This window comes from Nocardia sp. GP40 (assembly GCF_050434125.1).
In the GTDB taxonomy this organism is placed as follows: Bacteria; Actinomycetota; Actinomycetes; order Mycobacteriales; family Mycobacteriaceae; genus Nocardia; species Nocardia albiluteola.
The window spans coordinates 285,362-306,018 of the sequence record NZ_JBNPVW010000005.1 but is presented as its reverse complement, the minus strand read 5'-3'; the positions used below and the strand labels follow the sequence as shown (position 1 = coordinate 306,018).

General features: G+C 65.6%; 24 protein-coding genes. 14 read left to right on the top strand and 10 right to left on the bottom strand.

What is annotated here, in order from left to right; translation table 11 throughout:
* Positions 1 to 18: 18 nt before the first annotated feature.
* Both ABH933_RS17900 and ABH933_RS17895 read left to right on the top strand, forming a co-directional pair.
* Positions 19 to 2,259, top strand: coding sequence for an FUSC family protein (locus tag ABH933_RS17900; protein ID WP_429420556.1), 2,241 nt, complete (start codon positions 19 to 21; stop codon positions 2,257 to 2,259).
* Positions 2,256 to 2,804 carry a MarR family winged helix-turn-helix transcriptional regulator gene (locus tag ABH933_RS17895; protein ID WP_429455047.1) on the top strand — a complete coding sequence of 183 codons (549 nt, stop codon included), beginning with the start codon at positions 2,256 to 2,258 and terminating at the stop codon, positions 2,802 to 2,804. Before ABH933_RS17900 ends, ABH933_RS17895 begins: the two co-directional genes overlap by 4 nt.
* Here the strand turns inward: ABH933_RS17895 and ABH933_RS17890 are convergent.
* On the bottom strand, positions 2,801 to 3,121 hold the full coding sequence (locus ABH933_RS17890; RefSeq protein WP_429420560.1) for an EthD family reductase: 321 nt from the start codon (positions 3,119 to 3,121) through the stop codon (positions 2,801 to 2,803). The two genes, ABH933_RS17895 and ABH933_RS17890, sit on opposite strands and share 4 nt — an antisense overlap.
* Positions 3,122 to 3,206: 85 nt before the next feature.
* On the opposite strand from ABH933_RS17890, the gene ABH933_RS17885 reads away from it, so the two are divergent.
* Positions 3,207 to 4,133, top strand: coding sequence for a cupin domain-containing protein (locus ABH933_RS17885; protein ID WP_429420563.1), 927 nt, complete (start codon positions 3,207 to 3,209; stop codon positions 4,131 to 4,133).
* 73 nt (positions 4,134 to 4,206) lie between these two features.
* Here the strand turns inward: ABH933_RS17885 and ABH933_RS17880 are convergent, their stop codons facing one another.
* The 3 genes from ABH933_RS17880 to ABH933_RS17870 form a co-directional block, all read right to left on the bottom strand.
* Positions 4,207 to 5,367 (bottom strand): glycosyltransferase family 4 protein, encoded by a 1,161-nt coding sequence (locus ABH933_RS17880; protein WP_429420565.1) that lies wholly within the window; start codon positions 5,365 to 5,367, stop codon positions 4,207 to 4,209.
* A gap of 233 nt (positions 5,368 to 5,600) precedes the next feature.
* On the bottom strand, positions 5,601 to 7,061 hold the full coding sequence (locus ABH933_RS17875) for a sodium:solute symporter family protein (RefSeq protein WP_429420567.1): 1,461 nt from the start codon (positions 7,059 to 7,061) through the stop codon (positions 5,601 to 5,603).
* 137 nt (positions 7,062 to 7,198) lie between these two features.
* Positions 7,199 to 7,495, bottom strand: a complete 297-nt coding sequence (locus ABH933_RS17870; protein WP_429420570.1) for a hypothetical protein — start codon at positions 7,493 to 7,495, stop codon at positions 7,199 to 7,201.
* A 486-nt stretch (positions 7,496 to 7,981) separates the two neighbouring features.
* Here ABH933_RS17870 and ABH933_RS17865 point away from each other — a divergent pair, with 486 nt between their 5' ends.
* From ABH933_RS17865 to ABH933_RS17845, 5 genes are all read left to right on the top strand, one after another.
* Positions 7,982 to 8,362, top strand: a complete 381-nt coding sequence (locus ABH933_RS17865) for a hypothetical protein (protein ID WP_215916384.1) — start codon at positions 7,982 to 7,984, stop codon at positions 8,360 to 8,362.
* A gap of 116 nt (positions 8,363 to 8,478) precedes the next feature.
* Positions 8,479 to 9,153 carry a F0F1 ATP synthase subunit A gene (gene atpB, locus ABH933_RS17860; RefSeq protein WP_429420869.1) on the top strand — a complete coding sequence of 225 codons (675 nt, stop codon included), beginning with the start codon at positions 8,479 to 8,481 and terminating at the stop codon, positions 9,151 to 9,153.
* 48 nt (positions 9,154 to 9,201) lie between these two features.
* A complete protein-coding gene (locus ABH933_RS17855) occupies positions 9,202 to 9,459 on the top strand; it encodes a F0F1 ATP synthase subunit C (protein WP_215916386.1) in 258 nt (85 codons plus the stop codon).
* Between the two features lie 6 nt (positions 9,460 to 9,465).
* The gene (locus ABH933_RS17850) at positions 9,466 to 9,975 is read left to right on the top strand and encodes a F0F1 ATP synthase subunit B (RefSeq protein WP_429420573.1); all 510 of its coding nucleotides are present in this window, start codon (positions 9,466 to 9,468) and stop codon (positions 9,973 to 9,975) included.
* Positions 9,972 to 10,553, top strand: a complete 582-nt coding sequence (locus ABH933_RS17845; RefSeq protein WP_215916388.1) for a hypothetical protein — start codon at positions 9,972 to 9,974, stop codon at positions 10,551 to 10,553. Before ABH933_RS17850 ends, ABH933_RS17845 begins: the two co-directional genes overlap by 4 nt.
* Positions 10,554 to 10,568: 15 nt before the next feature.
* Here the strand turns inward: ABH933_RS17845 and ABH933_RS17840 are convergent, their stop codons facing one another.
* On the bottom strand, positions 10,569 to 11,102 hold the full coding sequence (locus ABH933_RS17840) for a hypothetical protein (protein ID WP_429420576.1): 534 nt from the start codon (positions 11,100 to 11,102) through the stop codon (positions 10,569 to 10,571).
* 88 nt (positions 11,103 to 11,190) lie between these two features.
* Positions 11,191 to 12,324: a metallophosphoesterase gene (locus ABH933_RS17835; RefSeq protein ID WP_429420579.1), complete on the bottom strand. Its 1,134-nt coding sequence runs from the start codon at positions 12,322 to 12,324 to the stop codon at positions 11,191 to 11,193.
* A gap of 200 nt (positions 12,325 to 12,524) precedes the next feature.
* On the opposite strand from ABH933_RS17835, the gene ABH933_RS17830 reads away from it, so the two are divergent.
* From ABH933_RS17830 to ABH933_RS17820, 3 genes are all read left to right on the top strand, one after another.
* A complete protein-coding gene (locus ABH933_RS17830) occupies positions 12,525 to 13,082 on the top strand; it encodes a TIGR03086 family metal-binding protein (protein WP_429420582.1) in 558 nt (185 codons plus the stop codon).
* A gap of 311 nt (positions 13,083 to 13,393) precedes the next feature.
* Positions 13,394 to 14,899 (top strand): alpha/beta fold hydrolase, encoded by a 1,506-nt coding sequence (locus tag ABH933_RS17825; RefSeq protein WP_429420585.1) that lies wholly within the window; start codon positions 13,394 to 13,396, stop codon positions 14,897 to 14,899.
* 271 nt (positions 14,900 to 15,170) lie between these two features.
* Positions 15,171 to 15,554, top strand: a complete 384-nt coding sequence (locus ABH933_RS17820; protein WP_429420586.1) for a VOC family protein — start codon at positions 15,171 to 15,173, stop codon at positions 15,552 to 15,554.
* Between the two features lie 93 nt (positions 15,555 to 15,647).
* On the opposite strand, the gene ABH933_RS17815 is transcribed toward ABH933_RS17820, so the two are convergent.
* From ABH933_RS17815 to ABH933_RS17800, 4 genes are all read right to left on the bottom strand, one after another.
* Positions 15,648 to 15,950, bottom strand: coding sequence for a WXG100 family type VII secretion target (locus ABH933_RS17815; protein WP_429420587.1), 303 nt, complete (start codon positions 15,948 to 15,950; stop codon positions 15,648 to 15,650).
* Positions 15,951 to 15,988: 38 nt separating this feature from the next.
* Positions 15,989 to 16,312, bottom strand: a complete 324-nt coding sequence (locus ABH933_RS17810) for a WXG100 family type VII secretion target (RefSeq protein ID WP_429420588.1) — start codon at positions 16,310 to 16,312, stop codon at positions 15,989 to 15,991.
* A 617-nt stretch (positions 16,313 to 16,929) separates the two neighbouring features.
* On the bottom strand, positions 16,930 to 18,207 hold the full coding sequence (locus ABH933_RS17805; protein WP_429420590.1) for a DUF7373 family lipoprotein: 1,278 nt from the start codon (positions 18,205 to 18,207) through the stop codon (positions 16,930 to 16,932).
* Positions 18,208 to 18,229: 22 nt separating this feature from the next.
* Positions 18,230 to 19,414, bottom strand: coding sequence for a DUF7373 family lipoprotein (locus ABH933_RS17800; protein WP_429420591.1), 1,185 nt, complete (start codon positions 19,412 to 19,414; stop codon positions 18,230 to 18,232).
* A 262-nt stretch (positions 19,415 to 19,676) separates the two neighbouring features.
* Here ABH933_RS17800 and ABH933_RS17795 point away from each other — a divergent pair, with 262 nt between their 5' ends.
* The 3 genes from ABH933_RS17795 to ABH933_RS17785 are packed head-to-tail and all read left to right on the top strand — an operon-like array spanning position 19,677 to position 20,657.
* Positions 19,677 to 19,967, top strand: coding sequence for a hypothetical protein (locus ABH933_RS17795; protein WP_429420593.1), 291 nt, complete (start codon positions 19,677 to 19,679; stop codon positions 19,965 to 19,967).
* On the top strand, positions 19,964 to 20,290 hold the full coding sequence (locus tag ABH933_RS17790; RefSeq protein WP_429420595.1) for a hypothetical protein: 327 nt from the start codon (positions 19,964 to 19,966) through the stop codon (positions 20,288 to 20,290). The genes ABH933_RS17795 and ABH933_RS17790 overlap by 4 nt, the downstream gene beginning before the upstream one ends.
* 13 nt (positions 20,291 to 20,303) lie before the next feature.
* Positions 20,304 to 20,657: a glycosyltransferase gene (locus ABH933_RS17785; protein ID WP_429420597.1), complete on the top strand. Its 354-nt coding sequence runs from the start codon at positions 20,304 to 20,306 to the stop codon at positions 20,655 to 20,657.

The window sequence follows — 20,657 nt, the reverse complement described above, 5'->3', positions numbered from 1 at the left end:
ATCTGCTAACCTTTTCGAGTGCCTCCGACTTCCTCTCCGACGCCGCACCTGGTCGATCGTTCGACCGGGTGGGTGCGGCGCGCCGGGCGGATGTTGTCACTGCGGGGGGTGTTCCGGCTGCGGCCGGTCGTCGACACCTGGCGCCGCTCGGCGGCCAGCGGGTTGATCGCGCTGGGAGTGCCGGAGGTGGTGCTGCTGGTCACCGGGCATCTGCAGCTGGCCTTCTGCACGTGCGCGGGCGGGCTCTGCGCCCTGTACGGGCACGGGCTGCCGTACGCCGCGCGGGCCCGGGCGCTGGCGTGGGTGGTGTTCGGAATGGTCGCCGGCACGGGCGCGGCTCTGCTCACCGCGGCGTCGACCACCTCCGCCGTCGCGAAGGTGCTGGTTCTCGCGCTGCTCGCGGGCGTATACAAGCTGGTCTGCGACGCGTCCCGGGTCGGCCCGCCCGGCAATATCATCTTCACCTTCATTGTCTCGGCGGCCGGATTCCTGCCGATCCGCCTGGCCGAGGTGCCCTCCCGCCTGCTTCTCGTGCTGTGCGGCGGCGTGCTGGCCTGGCTGGTCTGCCTGGCCCCGGCCCTGATCCGCCCGCACGACCCGGAACGCTTCGCCGTTGCGCGGGCGCTCGCGGCGACCGCGCGCCTGATTCGCCTGGCCGAGGAAGCTGGAAGTGCCGCGCAGGCCGGTAATGCCGTGCGGACGAGCGACGCCGCGCCGGCCGGGAAGATCGTGTGCGCCAAGGATATCGCCCGCGCCCGGTACGACGCCGCGGCCGCGACCCACGCCGCCTGGCATACCGTGCGCCTGGTTCCTACCCACGGTGCGGCCCGCGCGGCCGAGCTCACCGCCCTGATCCGCCTGCTCGTGCGTGCCGAATCCCTGGCCGCCGCCACGTATTCCAGCGTGGATGGTGCGGGATCCGCTGCACCGCAGGAGTTCCGGTCGCGCGGCGGGTCCAGCCGGGTCTACGTGCCGCCGGGATGGGAACGTGCGATACCGGTGGTCGGCACGCACACACACGGGCCTCGGGGGTTGCAACCCGGGGTACGGGCCGTCCGGTTCGCCGGTGGGCGGCTCCAGCACGGGACCGCAGTTGTCGAGTGGACCGATGCGCCGGCCCAGCCTTCAGCCCACAAACCCGAGTCCGCCGCATCACACTCCACCGGGGCCGACGTCGTCCACGAGTGCGCGCGGGCGGTGCGTATCGGTGATCGACTGCGGGTGACCGACTCCGATCCCGGTGCGGTGGAATCCGGTTGGGCCGGTTTGCCCGATGAGCGTGCGCAGCAGGTGCGCTCGGCGCCGCTCGGGCCTGCGCGCTCTTCCGGCTCACTGTCTTCGGCGTCGGCTGACTCGGATTCCGGTGCAGCACACTCCGATCAGGCTGGTCTGCTCCACGAATGGGCGCGGGGACTGCGGTCGGGGCGGCCGGTGCCGGTGGTGGACTGCGATGTTGCCGAGGAGGATGAGCTGCGGGGGATTGCCATGCAGCATGCGGTGGGGGGCCGGAGCGGGCTGTTGCGGGTGGCCGGGGCCTTTCGGCCGGGGTCGCCGGGGTTTCAGATCGCCGTTCGCGTCGCGGTCGGGGCCGCGGTGGCGGGGCTGGTGTCGGTGTCGCTGGGGGTGGACCGGCCGTACTGGGCGGTGATGACCGCGGGCGTGCTGGTGGTGGCCAATACCGCGCAGTCGTGGCATCGCACCGTGCAGCGGGTGGTCGGCAATCTCGTCGGCCTGGGGCTGTTCACGGTGCTGGTGCCGGTGACCCACAGCCCGGTGGGCCTGGTGGCTATGGCTCTATGCTGTCAGCTCGTGGTCGAGGCGACGATTTCGCGGAACTATTGGGTGGCACAGATATTCGTGACGCCCATGGCGCTGGCGATGGTCGAGTTCGCCGGACCGCTGTCCACCGGGCGGCTGGCAGTGGATCGCTGGCTCGACACCTGTGTGGGCGCGCTGGTGGCCGTGGCGATCTGCTTCGCGGTACCGAACCGGCGCGCGGCGGACCGGGTGGCGGTGGCGCTGAGCGAACTCGATGCGGTCGGTGCGCGGGCCCGGGCGGCGCTTGTCTTGGGGATCGCGGATCGTGGTGTGCGCGAACGGCTTGCGGCCGCACTCGTGGAGCTGCGCGAGTCCGCCGACGTCGCCGCGGGGGAGTGGTGGAGCACGGAGGTGGCCCAGGATCGAGTGGTCGCCTCCGAGCGCGCGGGTCATCAAGTGCTGGCCCAACTTCCGGTCCGGCTCGCGGCGGTGTCCCGATGAAGTCGCCGAAAGACGTTGTTGCACAGCAGGATGCCTCGGTCCCCGAGGACGCCGTCGCGGGTGTGCTGCGGCAATGGGCGGCCGTGCGGCCCGACCTGGATTCGGCGCCGATTGCGGTGCTGGGCCGCATCAATCGCTGTGCGGCACTGCTGCAGCGGGTGACCGACGGGCCGCTGGGGCGGGCCGAGCTGAGCCGCCCGGAATTCGATCTGCTCAGTGCGCTGCGGCGGGTCGGCGGCGAGCTGACGCCCAGCCGCCTCGCCCGCGAAACCTTCGCCTCTCCGGCCGCGGTCACCAAGCGCGTGCGCGGGCTCGAGCAGCGCGGCCTCGTCGAGCGCCGCGCCGACAATCGCGACCGTCGGATCGCGCATCTCACGCTCACCGATGCCGGTCGCGACCTCATCGATCGGATTATGCCGCAACAACTCTCGTACGAGCGCGCGCTGCTGTCCCGCCTTCCCGGCCCGGAACAGGCCGACCTGGCCCGTATTCTCGGGGACCTGTTGCTCCTGCTCGAGGGCCAGCTCGGCAGCTTCGATTACTAGGCGTCCTCGAGGATCTCGGCGAAGGCGATCACCACGCCCCCGGTGGCGTGCTCCTTGGTGGCCATGACCAGCGGACCCGCCTCGGCCGCGGCGCTACTGGCCGAGGCGTAGTCGGCGAAGTACAGGTCCAGCAGGCGGTAGGCCGGGGTCGGGCCGCCGTCCTCCTTGGGCCAGACCTTCGATTCCTGCAGCCGGGTCAGGCCGGGCAGTTTGCGTGCGAGCGTGAGCTGCTCGGGGTAGGCCGCCTCGAAGGCGTCGGGGTCGGTGGGGTTGGAGTAGACAAAGCTGATCTTGGTGGGGTTACCTGATGCCGTCACGGCACACCTCTCTCGATTGATCTGCGGGGGATATCAGCGACCGCTGACGGTTGTCGACGTTAATTCAGAGAAGTGGGTAGCGACCATGACCGTTCCGCCGGGAAAACTTGCCGATCGTCCAGTGCCCTCCGAAGCGGAAAGCCATCCCGACGACCTGCTCTCCGAGCTGCTCCACACCGTCCGCCTGACCGGAGAACGGGTAGCCGTATATCGTCCGCCGCAGTCCTTCTCGATCGGCTTCGCCGATACCGGCAGCCTGCACATGATCGAGGAGGGCGAGCTCGAACTCCGGATCGAGGGAGACGGGCGCGTCGAGCGCGTGGGCCGCGGCGACGTCGTCCTGTTCCCGCGCGGCGACTCGCACCGCGTCCGCGACGCGGGCGCCGCTGCGGCCGGAACCGACGCACCCGAGCCGGTGCGGTGGCTCTGCGGCACCTTCACGATCGGCGAGCCGCGCGCAAGCCATCTGCTCGCGAGCCTGCCGCCGGTGATCATCCTGGGCGGCGGCCGCGCGCCGGCGCCGGAGGGGCTCGAGGTCGCCCGCCGCATGCTCGTCATCGAGATGCAAACGCCCTCACAGGGGTCGGCGGTGATGATCTCGCGCATCCTGGATCTGATCTTCATCCAGGTGCTGCGTGCCTGGGCCGCGGGCAAGGACGCCGAGCCGAACTGGCTGGCCGGTGCGTTCGACCCGCAGATCGGTCTGTCGCTCAGTGCCATCCACCGGAACCCCGCGCACGATTGGACGGTCGAGGAACTGGCCCGCGGGTGCAACCTGTCCCGGTCGGCGTTCGCGGCGCGGTTCGCCGCCCGGGTAGGGATGCCGCCGGCCGCCTACCTGGCCTATGTCCGGCTGGACGCGGCCACCGTCCTGCTCCGCGACACCTCGCTGCCGGTCTCGCTCATCGCGGAACGGGTCGGCTACACCTCGGAGGCGGCATTCAGCCGCGCATTCCGGAATCGCTACCACACGCCGCCGGCCCGGTGGCGACGAGATCTGCTGGGCCGCTGACGATTCGATGCGGCACGGCGCGGATCCGCACCCGTTGCAGCGAGCGGCAGCGGGTGTGGATCCTCGGTACGGATCAGTGGTTGATGGCGAAGGACAGGGCGCGGGCCGCGGGGTCGTAGATCTCGACCGGGCGGGATTCGAGGGCGGTGTAGTAGGCCTTCTCGTACCCGGCGCCGAGGTGGTCGACCGAGAAACGCTCCATGACCCGGCGGCGGCAGGCCAGCGGGTCGATCTTGCCCACCTCGGCGATGGCCGCCGGTAGTTCGGCTGGGTCGTCGCAGATGATGCCGGTCACGCCGTCCTCCAGCACCTCCTCGACCGCGCCGCCGCGCAGCGCGACGACAGGGGTGCCGCAGGCCATCGCCTCGATCATGACGATGCCGAACGGCTCCTCCCAGCGGATCGGGAACAGCAGGCAGCGCGCGGAGGAGAGCAACAGGCGCTTGGCCACCGCGTCGGCCTCGCCGAACACGCAGTCGCGCTGGGTCAGCAGGGGCCGCACCGCGGAGTTGAAATAGTCCTTTTCTGGCTGCTCATTCATTTTCGCAGCAAGCACCAGGGGAATATCCGCCGCATGGGCCGCGTGCAAGGCCAGATCCGGGCCCTTGTACGGGGCATAGCGACCCAGGAACAACGCGAAGTCCTGCTTTTTTGTCTGTAAAGGGAATTCGATCGGACGCACCGCATTGTGTACTCGCCCAATCCAATTCAGGCCGGGTGCGAGCGCGCGCTGCCGGTCGCTGATGGCGACCAGCTGCGCGGAATCGTCCAGCTCCCGATAGTATTCCTGCGCCTCCCCGTCCACCGGGCCGTGCACCGTGACGACCGTCGGGATTCCCAGCGCCGAAAACATCGGCGCATTCAGGGGGCCTGCGAAGGTGTGGTCGTGCACGATGTCGATGTGCTCGGTCCGCGCCAGCTCGGTGATGATGCGCCGGACCTTCAGCGCGTGCAGGACCTCGGGAAACGGTTCGCCGAGGCGCTCGGCGAGGATGTCATCCCAGACCTTGATGAAACGCCCGGTGGTGCCGGGCCGCCCCGCCCCGAGCAAGGTGACACGGTGTCCGCGTGCTGTCAATGCGTCGGTCAACTGTGCGACCACCGCTTCGACGCCGCCATATCCCGACGGAGGGACTTCAAAATACGGCGGTGCCACCATGACGATATTCAGTGGGGTGCCGGACTTGCGAAATCCCAGAATCCGCGACTCGGAATTGGACGGGATGGTGCTCATGGTACTGCCTCCTCAACGTGTGAAGCTGCGACCAATGGGCGAGAGGCGAGTAAAAGAACGCCTCTCGGGAGCCTGCGGCTCCATTCGGGTCGTGCGCCTGCCTACTCGTTCACGGGGGCACGGACCCACACGGGAATATACCCAGCATCCTTCTGGTTAACCACGGTCAAAGGAAACTTTACGAAGCGATGCGGGTAACGCCCGGAAAACAGGAGACTCCCGAATCGTCCCGTTTACACCGAGCTGGTCAGCCGATCATTTGCCCGCACGGTCAACGAAACAACCACGGCGACAACGATGTTTGCCGCCAGCGCGAACAGCCCGCCGTTGACTCCCCACAGCGGATCCTGGCCCGCGGCGTGCAGGCCCAGCACGATCGCGGTGCCCGTGACCAGCCCCGCCGCCGCTCCGGCCGCGGTCAATCGCCGCCAGTACAGGCCGAACAGCACCGCCGGAAGCGGCTGGGCGATTCCCTCATAGGACAATACCGACAAATTGACCAGCAGCTTCGGGTAGCGCAGCGCGCCGGCCAGCGCGATGGTGCCCGCGATCAGGCAGATCAGCCGCGACCACCCGCGCTGCCGATCCCCCGGATCTCCCGCCCGCGCCGAACCGGCCAGCCCGCCGCCGAGTATCGTTCTGCCCCAGAGTGTTCCGATCGAGACCAGGAATACGCTCATCGGCACGATGGCCGAGAGCGCCCCCGCGATGCCGATCACCGCCACCACCGCGGGCGGCAGCGATCTCGTCACCAGGTCGTACAGCGCCAGATCCGGATCGGACAGCTTCGGCACCACGAACAGCGCGGCCGCGCCGATGAACATCGGTATCACCAGCAGCAGTTGATACCAGGGCAGCAGGATCGAATTGCGTCGCAGCGCAGTGGGATTCGCCGCCGACAGGTAGCCCGCGACGGTGGTCGGGAAGATGCAGATCGTCGCGACGTTCAGCACGATCGTCGAGACGAACCACGCCGCGCCGAAGGTGCCGCCGCCGGCGCCGGGAAACGTGAGCCAGCCCGGCCGCTCCGTGACCAGCCGGTCCAGCAGCCGGCCCGGGCCGTGGAAATAGTGCCACGGCACGTAGATCACCAGGAACAGCACCGACAACACGGCCAGTCCGTCCTTGAACACGCTCACCCACGCCGAACCGCGCAGCCCCGACGCCAGGATGAAGATCTCGGCCACGACGAACGACACCACCGCGGCGACCTTCAGATCGATCGCGCCGTAGGACATGGCGTGCACCACCACGCCCATGCCCTGAATCTGCAGCTGCACATAGGGGATGAGGAACACGGTGCAGATCACCGCGACCGCGATGCCGAGCCACCGCGACCGGAACCGGTGCTCGGCGATGTCGGCGATCGACATCAGCCCGTGCCGGGCGCAGTAGGTCCACAGCAGCGGGGCGATGAAGTAGGCGGCGACCAGTCCGGTGCTGAGGTAGGCGATCAGATAGAAGATCGGCACCCCGTACCGATAGGACCAGCCGGCGGCGCCGAGGAACGAGAAGCTGGTGTACGACTCGCCCGCCATCAGCAGCAGCACGAACAGCGTGCCCAGTCCGCGTCCGGAGACCGACCACTCCGACAGCGAGCGCTCCCCGCCGCGTCCGGACAGCACGCCGATGACGACCGCCGCGACCATGGCGACGGCGAACAGCGTGACCGCCACCGATGCCCGGCCGTTCATGCCTGCACCTCGCTGGCGCTCGGCTCCGGCATGCCCGGTGCGTGCTGTGTTAGCTGATTCGCTTCGCTCATGCCTCCACCTCGCTGGCGCTCGGCTCCGCCATGCGCGATGCGCGCTGTGTCATCGATTCGCTTCGCTCATGCGGGGTCCCGGGCGTCGTCGGCGGGCATGTATTCCGGTGCGCCCGACCGGTATGCCGGATCGAACCGGGCGACCAGCCCGATCAGCGGTCCGGTCAGGGCGGTGACGACCAGCAGGTAGCAGACGAGAAAGGGGATCCCCGCCACGCGCGGTTCGATCCGGTTGGCCACGAACGGCGCGAGGCAGTACAGCACGCCGGGCAGTGCGAGCAGCCAGAGGATGCGGCCGCGGCGCCGCAGCGGGATCGGTTGCGGGCCGGGTGGGGGCGCCGGTGTGGTCGTCGAGTCGGGCATCGGCCGCCTCTCGTCAGCGTTGCGAGGGTCCTTGCTCACCCTTGCCGATGCGCGGCGCCGATGCCAGCGGTGCACCGTCGTGTCGGGCGCCAGGGGGTGTGCCGCAGCCGGATTCGGCGGGACGGCGGGAAATACAGGGGGTGTCGCGCGGGCGTTGCGGAGGGTCGATGAGGTACCTTCTTGGCCGGGTACGAGTCTGTGTTGCGACAATTAAGCTGTAATCCCCTGCCGCATAATGACCTGGTGTCGATCTTTGCCGGATCGACGCTCGATACCTTTATGTCACCACCGATCTGCCGGATATGGGTCTATTGTCCCGGTAGCCAAAAGATCGCTGAAGGGCTAGAAAGCGACGGATTCGCGGCACGTAAAGATCGGCCATAGGAAGATCAAAGACTGTGCTACGCAACGTCGTTGGTATGTGTATGCTGACGATCAATCACGACCCCCACTACGAGGTGGGACGACCGGCGAGGCGGTGTCGCAGTGAACGTCGACAGACTCCGGATACGCCGCGCGGCTTATGTCGCGCTGGCGCTCGGTGTGCTGGCCCTGGTGATTTGCGGGCCGCTCGAGCGTTTGCTGCTGGGCACCTTCATCTGCATCGGACTGGGGCTGGGCTGGCTGAACGCGCAGCTCACGTGGATGTTCATCACCCGCACGATCCGGTCGGAGGCGCCCAGTAAGCAGGGGCTGCTGCTGTCCTCCGCGGTCCGCCTGTTCGGCCTCACGGCGTTGTCGATCCTGGTCGCCTACCTGGCCCGGCCGAACGGCATCGGGATCTTCTTCGGCCTGGCATGTTTCCAGGTCATTCTGGTCCTGCACACTGTTCTGCCCGAGTGGAAAGCGATGCGCCAGCCGTCATGACGATCCATGCTTCCCTGACCGGTCTCACCAGCTCGATCGCGCGGTCCGGTATCCCGCTCGCCGATTCCGGCGCCAAGATCAAGGTCGGCGACCACGCGACGGGTCATTTCCTCGGAATGACCTTCAATGTCGACACCATCGTCTCGACCTCGCTCGCCGCCCTTATTGTGATCGCGCTGGCCATCTTCCTGCGCGTGAAGATCACCTCCGGCGTGCCCAATGGGGTGCAGCTGTTCTTCGAGACCGTCACCGTCATGATGCGCGAGCAGGTGGAGTCGGCCATCGGTCTCAGGATCGCGCCGTTCGTGCTGCCGCTGGCGGTCACGCTGTTCACCTTTATTCTGCTGTCGAACTGGCTGTCGGTACTTCCGGTGCAGTACGGCGAGGGCGAATTCGTCTCGCCGCCGGCCTCCGACGTCAACTTCGTCTATGCGCTGGCCCTGTTCGTCTTCGTCCTCTACCAGGGCGCGGGCATCAAGCGGCGGGGTCTGTTCGGCCACTTCAAACAGCTGCTGAAGGGGCACACCGGCTGGGGCCCGATGGTGATCATCAACATCATCGAGGAAATCGCCAAGCCGTTGTCGCTCTCGCTTCGATTGTTCGGCAATATGTTCGCCGGTGGTGTCATGATCGCGGTGATCACGCTGTTCCCGTTCTGGATCAGCTGGGGCCCGAACGCCATCTGGAAGATGTTCGACCTGTTCGTCGGTGCGATTCAGGCGTTCATCTTCTCGCTCCTGACCGTTCTGTACTTCAGCCAGTCGATGTCGCTGGAGCACGAATCCCACTGATCGGCGCCGTCGGTCGGAAAATACCTTGTTCGAGAACAGGAAGTGAAAATGGCAGATCCAGCAACCGCGCAGATCATCCAGGGCGCCCTCATCGGCGGCGGCATCATCATGGCCGGCGGCGCGATCGGTGCAGGTATCGGCGACGGTCTGGCCGGTTCCGCGCTGATCAACGGTGTCACCCGGCAGCCGGAGGCCGAGGGTCGGTTGCGCGGTAACTTCTTCCTGACCGTCGGTCTGGTCGAGGCCGCGTACTTCATCAACCTGGCCTTCATGGCGCTGTTCGTATTCGCGACTCCCGGTAAGTAGTCCACGATGTCTCCGCGAACCGATGTGGAGGCCGATGGGAATTTCCTGATTCCCAACGGTACTTTCTTCGCCGAGCTGCTGATCTTCCTGATCGTGCTCGGAGTCATCTGGTTCTTCGTCGTTCCGCCGATCCGCAAGGTTTTGGCGGAACGCGAAGAGCGGGTCGATGAGACCTCGGCGAACAACAAAGAGGCGAAAGAGACGTTCGCCGAGGCACAGGCCAAATACCAGGCCGCGGTGGCGGCGGCCCGCGCCGAGGCCGCCGATGTCCGCAACGAGGCCCGCGCGCAAGGGCGGGCCATCCTCGAGGAAATGCGCGGCGAGGCACAGCGCGAGGCCGACACCATCGTCGCGGAGTCGGCGTCGCAGCTGCGGGCCGAGGCCGACCAGGTCGCGGCGGAGCTGCGCGAGGCGGTAGAGCCACTGTCGCAGACCCTCGCCGACCGCGTGGTCGGCGTCGACGACGGGCATGCCGGAACCAGCGCCGGGCAGCGAAGGGGCAGGGCTACCTCATGAGCAACACCAGCGGTGTGCTGGCTTCGGGCCCGTACCACATCACGTTCGACTGGCCCGTGTTCTTCAGCCAGCTGTTCGGCTTCGCGGTCATTATCTTCATCTTCGTGAGATGGATCTGGCCGCCGCTCAAGCGGGTCATGGCCAAGAGCCAGGACAAGATCGCACATCAGCTCGCGGAGAGCACGAAGGCCGCGGAGCGGCTCGACGAGGCCAAGAAGTCCTATGACAACGCCCTCGTCGAGGCGCAGGTCGAACTCGAGCGGCTGCGTTCGGATGCCCGGGCCGATGCGGACCACATCATCGAGCAGATGCGTGAGGCGGCCACCGCAGAGGTCGAGCGGGTGCGCAAGCAGGGGCGCGATCAGATCGCCCAGCTCCATCGGCAGATGGTGCGCGACCTGCAGGCCGAACTGGTCACCAACATGCTCGACCGCACCGAGGAGCGGGTGCGTCAGCAGCTCGCCACCCTCCAGTCCAAGGCCGACAGTGTGGACAAGTTCCTGGAGGATCTCGAGGTCATGGCGAACGGCCAGGCGGCTCCGGCCGTCAAGCGCCGGGCGCAGTCGCGCTGGAACTGACTGCGGCGGGGCCGATCACGGGATCGGCCACCGCAGGTCCAGGGCGTCCAGCCAGGGCAGGAAGGGCGTTCCCACGATTCCGAGGGACCGTGACATCGCCCCGAAGTAATCCTCGACCGCGGCCACGACTGTGGGGTTGACGCCCCACAGTTCGGCCATGTCCGCGGCCGCGTCGATGTCGGCCCGGTCCTTCGCGGCGAGTTCGGTATCCACCGCGTTCTCGTTGGCCGCCAGGTATTTCCGGTACACCACAACGGGTTCGGCGTTGTGAATCCGCCACGCCGTCCAGAGGGCGCCGTACTCGTCGATGTCGTCGGCGATGACGACCCGGGCGGTATCCACACCGGCGAACAGATCGATGCCGATCATCTCCGAGGTCGACATCATGATGTAGCCCGACGCCCGCCACAGCTCACCGACCGGCGCCACGGGATTGAGGGTGCAGCGGTCCACCGTCATGGCCGCCAATTTCCGCAGATTGGTAGTGATCGCCTCGGCCTCATCGCACCTGGCCGTATCAGCAATAACCGCCGTCCCATACGTGCTCATCTGTGAGATTGTGCCGAGCGCCCGGCGGATCGCGGGCACCCGACGCGCGTTATGTCCGATCTGTTGTGTGAAGCGCTGATGATTCGCTTTATTGGGCGGCTTCCGGGCGGAGCGTCAGGACGGTGATCTCGCTCGGCGCGAAAAGACGCAGCTGCGGGCCCCAGAAGCCGGTGCCGCGGCTGGTGTAGAGCCGGGTGCGCTCGCCGTGCAGGCTCAGGCCGGCGACCACCGGCTGCTCGAGGCGGACCAGGTAGTGGAACGGCCAGATCTGGCCGCCGTGGGTGTGCCCGGAGATCTGCAGGGCGACCCCGGCCTCGACCGCGTCGGCGACCTGTTTGGGTTGATGGGCCAGCAGCACCACCGGCAGCTCCGGGTCGGCGCCGGCGAGCGCGGCGGGCAGGTCCGGTCCGTGCCCGGGCAGGCCGGTGCCCGTGGGGTCGTCGATGCCCGCGATGACCAGGCCGTCGCCGTCGCGGGTGACGATCTCGTGCTGATTGCGCAGCGGCTGCCAGCCGATCGAGGCCATGTGCTCGATCCAACCCGGTGCGTCCCCGAAGTACTCGTGGTTGCCGGTGATGTAGAACCGGCCCAGGGCCGCGGACACCTTGCCGAGCGGATCGACCTGCGCCCGCCGTTTCGCGACCGAGCCGTCCGCGAGATCGCCGGCGTGACAGGCGATATCGGGCTGCAGCCCATTGACGACCTCGACAACCCGCTCGGACCAGCGCAGCCGGTTCAGCGCGGCGTAGTGGGTATCGGTGATGACCACCAGCCGCAGCCCGTCGAGCCCGGCGCCCAGCCCCCGGATCGGCACCTCGACCCGCCGCACCCGCGGTACCCGCCGGGCCTCGGTGATTGCCCATGCCACGGCCACCGCCGCCACGGCCAGCACGCCGATCGCAACGATCCGCGAACGCGCCGGATCGGGCACGCCGGCCAGGGCCAGCACCAGCCCGGCGATATTTCCCAGCACCGAGCAGGTGAACACCATCCACATCGTGCCGAGCAGCGTGTCGCCCACGATCGAGGCCGCATCGGACTGAACGGGCCCGTGCCCGAGCAGCATGCCCGCGGGCAGGCACACGTAGCCGACCAGGAAGATCGCGGTACCGAGCCAGAACGCCGCGCCGGAGGAGGTAGCGCCGACCAGCGTCCACCAGGGAAGCAGCAGCAACAGCGCGGGAATTGCCAGGAACATAACCAGGCGGGGGACGTATTTCACCTTCAAGCCATCCTCGTCGAGCGAGCGCGGGGCACAGCACCCGGCCGTACCGACGATACCGGCCGCCCCGTTGTCCGGTCCGAATCCGCACGTCGGCGACCCGGACGTACGCCGAATGCGCCGGACGTCGATCCGTTACGCGGTTTTCCGTGGTCGGAATTTCCAAGCCCTACCGGCGGGTCGAAACCTAGGCTCGTGGAATGACAACAGAACCTGCCGCCGACCTCCAACGCGCCTTCGCGGCGGTCGGCGAGCTGATCGCCGCGATAGGCCCCGAACAGTGGGTGTCTCCGACGCCGTGTTCCGAGTGGACCGTGCGCGACGTGGTCGCCCATCTGGTCGGGCTGAACCGGGTATTTATCGCGATGATGGGGGCCGGGCCCATGCCCGACCAGGGCCAGGACCACCTGGGCGAGGATCCCGTCGCGGCCTACCGGGACTCCGCGGTCGCCCTCACCGCCGTCTTCGCCGAGCCCGGGGTGCTGGAGAAGACCTTCACCAGCACCCTCGGCTCGACCACGGGCGAGATCCGTCTGCGCATCCGAATCGCAGACCTGCTCACCCACGGCTGGGATCTGCAGCGCGCCACCGGAATTCGTGTCGGCCTGCCCGATGACCTGGTCGAGCAGTCGCTGGCCATCGTCCAGGAACAAATGGTCGGTCAGTCACGTGCGGGCCGCTTCGACGATCCACAGTCCGTCGCCGATGACGCGCCGGCGATCGAACGGCTCGCGGCGTTCACGGGCCGTAAGGTTTAGGGATCTCCGGCTCTTCCCGAACTCACCGGCTCCGGAGCGGGGTTGAAGCAGGTGGCCAGGCGAATCGCGACGAAGGCCGGATGGTGCGCTGCGCGTCCGGTGTTGGTGTGCCAACCGCGTGCTGAACCGGCTTATGGCGTGCAAGGGTGTGCGCGGGCCGCCCGACGGAACTCGCGAATATTGCGTGCTGCTGGTATTTCGGTGGCTTCCGTGCTGTGTCGCACGCTCGGTATGGGGTGCGATGGGTGCGAGAATCTGTTGCGGGGGTGGTAACCGGAACCTGGTCGCGTTCGTACCCGCGAGGAGTGTCGATGCCGTCACGATGGTTTCGCCGGCTCGTCCCAGTAGTGGGATTGGTGCTGGTCGCCGGGCTTGCCGCGGGGCCAGCCGCCGCGCGGGATCCGCTCGGGCGGTTCTCTCAGCAGGATCTCGTATGGGAGCCCTGCGGGGATGCGGTGCTCGATGCGGCGGGGGCGCAGTGTGCGGGGGTGCTGGTTCCGCTCGATTACGGTCGGCCCGACGGACGCACCCTGACGGTCGCGATCTCCCGTATTCGCGCGAGCGATCCGGCGCGGCGGCGCGGGATTCTGCTGGGCAACCCGGGCGGGCCGGGTGGGTCCGGGCTGCGCACCATGGTGAGCGTGGCGAAGAGTCTGTCGCCCGACGTGCGGGCGCAGTACGACCTGATCGGGATGGATCCGCGCGGGATCGGCCGTTCCGGCCGGGTGAATTGTGTTGTGCCGCTGCCCACCATGCTGTTCTCCGCGGGTTTCGACCTGTTCGGCTATGCGCGCGACGCCGCCCTGGCCGGTGGGCTGGCCGCCTCCTGCCTGGCGGGCGACCGCGAGAAGATCCGCCGGATCACCACTCGCAACACCGCGCGCGATATGGACGTTATCCGAGGCGCGCTGGGTGAGCCACTGCTGAACTACTACGGCGCCTCCTACGGGACGTATCTGGGATCGGTGTACTCCCAGATGTTTCCGGGGCGCAGCGACCGGATGGTGCTGGACAGCGCGATCGACCCGGACCGCTACTGGGTCGGGATGTACCAGGACATGGGCCCGATCAACGAGGCGGCACTGGACGACTGGACGGTGTGGGCGGCCCGGCACGACGCCGACTACCACTTCGGCGGCACCCCGCGGGAGGTGCGCGGATTCGTGGAGGACATGATCCGCCGCGCCGCCGCGCACCCGATCGTGAGCCTCGGCTCCCAGTATCTGGTCGACGAGCACACGGTGCCGCTGATGCTGGTTGCGCTGCTGGCGATTCCACGGCTGAATGCCGTCCTCGCCGATGTCGTGCGGATGGTGTACGACGGTGTGTCCGGCCGTGGGCTCGATGTGGACGAGCTGAAGTCGAAGATCGCGGCCGCCGCGCCGCTCGAACCGGCCGCGATGGCCGCGGTGCTGTGCGGGGACAAGGCGGCACCCCGCGACCCGGCGTGGTACTACCGCAATATCCGGGCGGCCCGGACGACGCAGCCGGTGTTCGGCGCCTTCGCCAACAACATCACCGTCTGCGCGTACTGGCCCGATCCGGTCGAGCCGCCCACCGTGATCCAGAACGACACGCCCGCACTGATTCTCGCGTCGATCCACGACACGCGAGTTGCATATCCGGAAGCCCTTGCACTGCACCGGGATATGACGTCCTCCCGCCTGATTACCCTGGCAGACACGAGAATTCATGTCGCCTTCCGCCCCGGACTCAGCCCCTGCGTGAACGATGCCGTCAATACCTATCTCGCGCAGGGGATCCTGCCCTCGTCCGACATCATTTGCGAACCGGATCCCGGCTTCTTTCCCAAGTAGGTAGCGTGTTGCGGTTCCGGTCGGCACCTTTGCGTTTCGCGGATCGACCGGTTCGGCGCTCGCGCTGACCGTCCTCGCCGACCTCGGCGCCCGGGTGAGCTGATGCCCGATCAGGCCAAGAAGATAGTCACCAGCGTCCGGACGTTGGAGGCCGACGCCTTCCGCCGGGCGCGGCCACTGTGATGGCCGCCACCTTCAGGCCTGTCACATTCCCCCTGCGCGGCCGGTCATGGAGACAGAGCACAACGAACGAACTACGAAGGAGATAACGATGGCTCTGCAGGTCACCACCATCATGCTGGCGGTTGCGGACATGGACCGCGCGAAGAAGTTCTACGAGGGTATCGGCGCGAAGATCGCCCAGGACTACCCGCAGTTCGCCAAGTTCGACCTCGGTGAGGGCTCATCGCTGGGCCTGTATCCGGTCGAGGTCGCGGGCGCCGACGCGGGCGTCGGCACCGAGGGCAGCGGTTTCAAGGGCGTGTCGTTCCACTACATCGTGGAGTCGACCGACGAGGTAGACGAGGTGATCGCCGCCGCGGTCGCCGGGGGTGGTTCGGTGGTCAAGGAGGCGGCCGGTGCGCAATGGGGTGGGTACTTCGGGTATTTCGCCGATCCGGACGGGTACTTGTGGAAGGCCGCGACTTCTGCCTGAGTCCGGTACTCGACCAAGCTCGGGGGAACCGGGCCGGAAACACAGCTGTGGCCCCGGCGAGATCGCCAGGGCCACAGCCTGTTTGAGCTCGGATCAGAACATGTTCGCGAGGGACGAGTCCCGCGACTGCAGATCGGAGTTACCGCTGTGCACGAGCTGAGCGGCACCCTGAAGGGTCTGGTTCAGCTGCATGATGTTGGTGTTCCACTGGGCTTGCAGCTGGGCGAACGCGTCGTTCGCATCGCCCTTCCAGTTGTTGGTGACGAAATCCTGCACCTGCTTGTGCAGGTCTTCCAGGTCGCTCATCAGGCTCTTGGCCCGGCTGATGAAGTCATCTGCACCGGCGGCAACGTCGCCGAAATTAGCGGAGATCCTGCTTGTATCGTTGGCGGCCATTAGGCGCTCCTTCGAACGTAGTTGTCAGTAGACCTGAATTAGATGGCGGGAAGATCCAGGCTGGAGTTCTGCTTCGCGATGTCCTGCTGGAACTGTTCGTCCTGCGCGGCGTAGTCCTTGCCGGCCTTCATCAGGCTTTCGGCCGTGTTGGCAAGCTTGTTGTTCATCGCCTGGGCCTGCTCGTAGTACCGCTCCATGAATGTGTCGAACGCGCCGCGGGCCGCGCCGCTCCAGGTCTGCGTCGTGCGCTCCTGGTCGGCCTTGGTGGCTTGGATATGAGCGATCAGCTTCTGATGGGCGTCCTCCATCTTCTGCTTGAACGCATCCATCGCTGCATGATCGGCGAGAAGCTGACCGGCCATTGTGTGCTCCTATCGGTTCTGTGAGTGATCGACCGGTAGTCCGGCCATCGATCGGTATGTCTGATGGACGAGTGCAACGTTCGTCCGGTTCCATCTACTTACTGCCCGTATGTCGGACACCCCCCAGGCGATGGAGCCGATCTGGCGCGCTCGAGTCAGGCGGGTCGCAGTGTGGTTCTGTCCCACCCGGTGCCTTCGAAGCAGCCGGCTCTGATACCAGGGGCAGTCGAGGTCGAGCACGACCTCGGATCTGGACCCTCCTTCCTCGAGAATCATGAACTCCGTAGTGAGGGAGTCGATTGGCTATATATCCTTGGACGACGCCGATGCCCGTTCGGTTCCATCGATTTCCGTATCACTCGCCACATTGGCGGCGCTGGTTGCGAGGTGCGTCGTACGGCGCGTGTCCGAGTGGTCGACAGCGTAGGTCCTCCTTCCCCCAAGGTGCGCTGTACCCACTCGCGGGTATGTCGGCGGTCTAACCCTATCAACCAGTTGGCATGTGGGCTACACGTATCGGCGCAGGTGTGTACGGCCGCTCCGTGGCGGCGAGCTTACTGGTCGCGAAGGTCGAGGTACCTGCCGAGAAGTTCCGCTCGTGCAGTTCGATGGAACGGTCACATCCACTGACTGTTGGCTAGAAGCGCGTACTGCGCGGCGGCGCGTTGCTGAGCGTCGCCGAGTTGTGTGCCCCAGACAATTCCTACGTATTGACGGTACTGTATCGCGCAGGTGAAGTCTCGCACATCATAGATGGTGGGAAGTTCGGCACACTTCGTGTTCGGAATGCCGCGGGGTGTCATCGAGGCATCAGGTGCGTTCAGAATTTTAATCCAGATGTCGTGAGCGGATTCTTCATTCGAGCTGCGGTAAAGATTATCCCCTGTCTGAGCCTGGCCGGTGGCTGTAGTGTATAGATTACCAAAGCCGTGCGGATTATAAAATGCTAGCCCCGTCGGGTATGAGCCGGACGTTCCGAACCGATCGATGTGAAGTGGTTTGTACAATTTTTCGGCCACCTCCTCGTTCTGCTGAAAGTGAAGAAAGCCTCGAAGGTCGTACGAGGCGAGACGGCTTATGTCCGGCAGCCAGATCTGATCGCTGTTCAGAAGTCGTCTAGTGATGCCGTCCGGGTCCGGATTCAGCTCGAGCACCTGTAGTGGGGTGAGTGGCGGAAGAGAATCCAGCAGTGGAAACTGTTCGGTGAATACTTTTTCGACCAGTTCGGCCAGTGTGCTGAGATTTCCTCCGGGCTTTCTTATGGTGACGCCCACAACGTAGCTGCCGTGTGCAATCGTTGATGCTATCGTGGATGCTTCCGATTGCCAGTAAGAATGCGCATCACCGTATTTATGGATCGTGGCGTCTCGATTTATTTCCGGAGCTGAGCCGAAATCGACTTGTTCCATCTGAGTGGCCGCGTTGCCGGCGGCGGTGGCGCTGCCGAACTGCATGACCTGCAGTGTGAGTAGAGTTGCGTTGGGGTCGGGAATGTTCTGGCTACCCATTTGGATATCCGAGGCGCCATAAGAGAGTCCGAACATGAAATTATTGCGAAGTGCTGCGGCGCCGGCTGCTGCCGATAGTGTCTGTGGAAAGTCGGCCCCGGCGGTCAACGCGTTCACTCCGGTGCCGTACCTGAGTTTTGGATCGATATCGAGCCCCAGGATGACGTGGTCGGTCAATCGGATTGCCGCCAAGTCTTTCCCGCTGTCGTACCCGTATCTGTACGTCTTATGTGCATCGAACGGCTCGACGGGGTAACTACCGACGTCGAGATGCCTGACGTCGATCTCGGCTGCACGCGGCAGCCCAGGGACCTGTGAGCCGCATGCCGCCAATGTGATCACGGTGGAGGTGAGGATTGCCGCCAGCGTAATAGTTCTGTGTCTCATGGTTCCTGCAGGGTCGGCGATGCTATCGAGTCATCAGTACATACTGTGCGGATATGCGTTGCTGTGTATCGAGTAATTGATTCGACCATATCTCTGCCGCGTAGCATCCATACGCGACAGCGCAGTGGAATCGGGGAGTGTACTCGTTGTCGCCGCGGTACTCGTCGCAACGAGCTTCCGGCAGGTTCTTCGGAGAATCTGCGTTCTTGTACAATTTGCTCTTTAATGTACTGCGTGCCTCGAATAGTGTCTCTGCGGTAGCGGAATCGCGCGTGCGATACAGACGCCCGGCATTGGTGGCCATCCGGTCCATACCTGTTCTTGCATACAGTTCTTTATCGGCCGCCGCATTGTCGGACAGAATGAGCGCTCCGTGTTGATCGTAAATTCCGGCCGGACTTCGCCCCAGGTCGTCCAGCGTCTTCGGTATCGCTCGGCCGATCAGTCCGTCATAGTCTGGTTGTATATCAGTCAACTGATCGACCGGCGTCGGCTCGAAGCTCTTCAGTGCGATCGACACGGCTTCGATCGTCTTTTTCGTCAGCGTTGTGAGCTCGGGAAGGTTCGGAGAACCGATAGACAACATGGGATTATCTGCAGCGCTGACATATATTACATATCGATCACTGGCGATGAATGAGTCGATAGTGTCGTCCTCGGAGCGCCAGATTGTTTGGGCATCGGGGTGTCCGTCAATGTTGGCAGGTTGGTTGGGCATCGATTTGCTGAATTTTTTGGCTGCTAGTGATCTGGCTCCTGCGCCCGCTTCCGTGCTGTCTGTGAAAATTAATACAGAGTAGTCGAAATAGGTGGCGAGTGAGATGTTCTGATCGGTCTCGCCGTTGACGCTGAATCCCGCTACAAACCCTGGGGCATCGGTATTGATGTTCTGTGTGGCCAGACCGCTTCCAGCAGCATCTTCGCTGAATCCATAGACGGATGCGGGGTTCGTGCCGTCCTGATATTTAAATCGCGGATCGATATCCATCGCCAACGGCAGGACGCTCGCCAGCCGCTGCGCCTCCGAGACCTTCGCGCGCTCGAGGTCCTGCTTGCCGATGGTCACCAAGTCGGTGTTGTACCCCGCCACATCCAGCTTGCTTACGTCGACCGGTCTCGCGGACGGGGCGTGCGACGACCCCGACCCGCACCCCGCGGCAATCGCCGCCGCGAGGCCGATCGCCAGCAGGACCTTTGCTCTTCGCATATCTCCCCCTTGTCATAGCCGACTGGGGGTGAGTGGGTGGCGTCCCCCGGAGGCGGGACGGTCCGGATGGCAAGGTTGAGACCCCCGCGTCCTCGGTACCCTAGCATCGGGCGGGAATATCCCAATCCGGGAGCGCCAGTGCGGAGGGGTCCACGCGGTGGTGAGTGGCAGTGGCCTATATCGCCGATACCGGTGTGCGCTACGGAATTCCGGTGATGGCCGCGACGAACATGCTACCCAGAAGGTGCGCCGGTTCTGCGACATGATGTCCGGGCTGGGGCACGAGGTGTTCCTGTGTGCCTCGCAGGAGAACGAGGCCGCCTGCGCCGAGCTGATCACCATCGTCGACAAGCAGGAGCAGCGAGAATGGTTCGGCAGCAACGACTTCTTCGCCGGGCCGATCAACATCACCTGGGGTAAGAACGACAGGCACTGGCAGGTAACCAATCGCCGTGCGATCGAGGAGATCTCGCGGCGCGCGCAGCCGCGCGACTTCGTCTGCATCATCGGGGCACCTGCCAGGAGGCCGTCGGTGCGGCCTTCCCCGACATGATCACGGTGGAATTCGGTGTCGGTTACAGCGGAGTCTTCGCCAAACACCGTGTCTTCGAAAGTTATGCGTGGATGCATGCGGTGCACGGGGCGCACACCACACTGGCGGGCGTCATGAGCGATCGCGGACGGTTCTTCGACGCGGTCATACCGAATTACTTCAAGGTGGAGGACTTTCCGTTCTCGGCGGAGAAGGACGATTACTACCTGTTCATCGGCCGCCTGATCGAGTCCACGGGGTATCAGATCACCCGTCGATACGTGCCGGACGCTGGATCGCAGGCTGGTGATCGCGGGTGCGGGTACGCCGCCGGATTTCAGTGAGTACGTCGGGATCGTGGATCCGCAGCGCCGGGGCGAGCCGATGAGCCGGGCCCGCGCGGTGTTCGTGCCCTCGCTGTACCTGGAGCCGTTCGGCGGCGTTCACGTCGAGGCGATGCTGTGCGGCACACCGGTCATCACCACGGACTGGGGGGCTTTCAGCGAAACCGTGCAACAGGGTGTGCAGGGATTCCGCTGTCGCACGCTGCGCGAGTTCTGCGATGCCGCCGACGCCGTGGACAAGCTCGACTACCAGGCAATCCGTGACTACGCGATGTCCCGCTTCTCCACCGACGTGATTGCCGGGCAGTACGATGCGTACTTCCGCCGCCTCGAAACCCTGTGGGGTGACGGCTTTTGCGCGCTGTGA

What these genes read in the sequence shown, in the direction of transcription:
- ABH933_RS17800 (WP_429420591.1), bottom strand. Translation starts at nt 19,414, where the DNA reads ATGCGAAGAGCAAAGGTCCTGCTGGCGATCGGCCTCGCGGCGGCGATT.
- ABH933_RS17815 (WP_429420587.1), bottom strand. Translation starts at nt 15,950, where the DNA reads ATGGCCGCCAACGATACAAGCAGGATCTCCGCTAATTTCGGCGACGTT.
- ABH933_RS17875 (WP_429420567.1), bottom strand. Translation starts at nt 7,061, where the DNA reads ATGAACGGCCGGGCATCGGTGGCGGTCACGCTGTTCGCCGTCGCCATG.
- ABH933_RS17845 (WP_215916388.1), top strand. Translation starts at nt 9,972, where the DNA reads ATGAGCAACACCAGCGGTGTGCTGGCTTCGGGCCCGTACCACATCACG.
- ABH933_RS17805 (WP_429420590.1), bottom strand. Translation starts at nt 18,207, where the DNA reads ATGAGACACAGAACTATTACGCTGGCGGCAATCCTCACCTCCACCGTG.
- ABH933_RS17825 (WP_429420585.1), top strand. Translation starts at nt 13,394, where the DNA reads ATGCCGTCACGATGGTTTCGCCGGCTCGTCCCAGTAGTGGGATTGGTG.
- ABH933_RS17810 (WP_429420588.1), bottom strand. Translation starts at nt 16,312, where the DNA reads ATGGCCGGTCAGCTTCTCGCCGATCATGCAGCGATGGATGCGTTCAAG.
- ABH933_RS17895 (WP_429455047.1), top strand. Translation starts at nt 2,256, where the DNA reads ATGAAGTCGCCGAAAGACGTTGTTGCACAGCAGGATGCCTCGGTCCCC.
- atpB (WP_429420869.1), top strand. Translation starts at nt 8,479, where the DNA reads ATGACCTTCAATGTCGACACCATCGTCTCGACCTCGCTCGCCGCCCTT.
- ABH933_RS17850 (WP_429420573.1), top strand. Translation starts at nt 9,466, where the DNA reads ATGTCTCCGCGAACCGATGTGGAGGCCGATGGGAATTTCCTGATTCCC.
- ABH933_RS17820 (WP_429420586.1), top strand. Translation starts at nt 15,171, where the DNA reads ATGGCTCTGCAGGTCACCACCATCATGCTGGCGGTTGCGGACATGGAC.
- ABH933_RS17855 (WP_215916386.1), top strand. Translation starts at nt 9,202, where the DNA reads ATGGCAGATCCAGCAACCGCGCAGATCATCCAGGGCGCCCTCATCGGC.
- ABH933_RS17795 (WP_429420593.1), top strand. Translation starts at nt 19,677, where the DNA reads ATGATGTCCGGGCTGGGGCACGAGGTGTTCCTGTGTGCCTCGCAGGAG.
- ABH933_RS17830 (WP_429420582.1), top strand. Translation starts at nt 12,525, where the DNA reads ATGACAACAGAACCTGCCGCCGACCTCCAACGCGCCTTCGCGGCGGTC.
- ABH933_RS17870 (WP_429420570.1), bottom strand. Translation starts at nt 7,495, where the DNA reads ATGCCCGACTCGACGACCACACCGGCGCCCCCACCCGGCCCGCAACCG.
- ABH933_RS17885 (WP_429420563.1), top strand. Translation starts at nt 3,207, where the DNA reads ATGACCGTTCCGCCGGGAAAACTTGCCGATCGTCCAGTGCCCTCCGAA.
- ABH933_RS17880 (WP_429420565.1), bottom strand. Translation starts at nt 5,367, where the DNA reads ATGAGCACCATCCCGTCCAATTCCGAGTCGCGGATTCTGGGATTTCGC.
- ABH933_RS17840 (WP_429420576.1), bottom strand. Translation starts at nt 11,102, where the DNA reads ATGAGCACGTATGGGACGGCGGTTATTGCTGATACGGCCAGGTGCGAT.
- ABH933_RS17790 (WP_429420595.1), top strand. Translation starts at nt 19,964, where the DNA reads ATGATCACGGTGGAATTCGGTGTCGGTTACAGCGGAGTCTTCGCCAAA.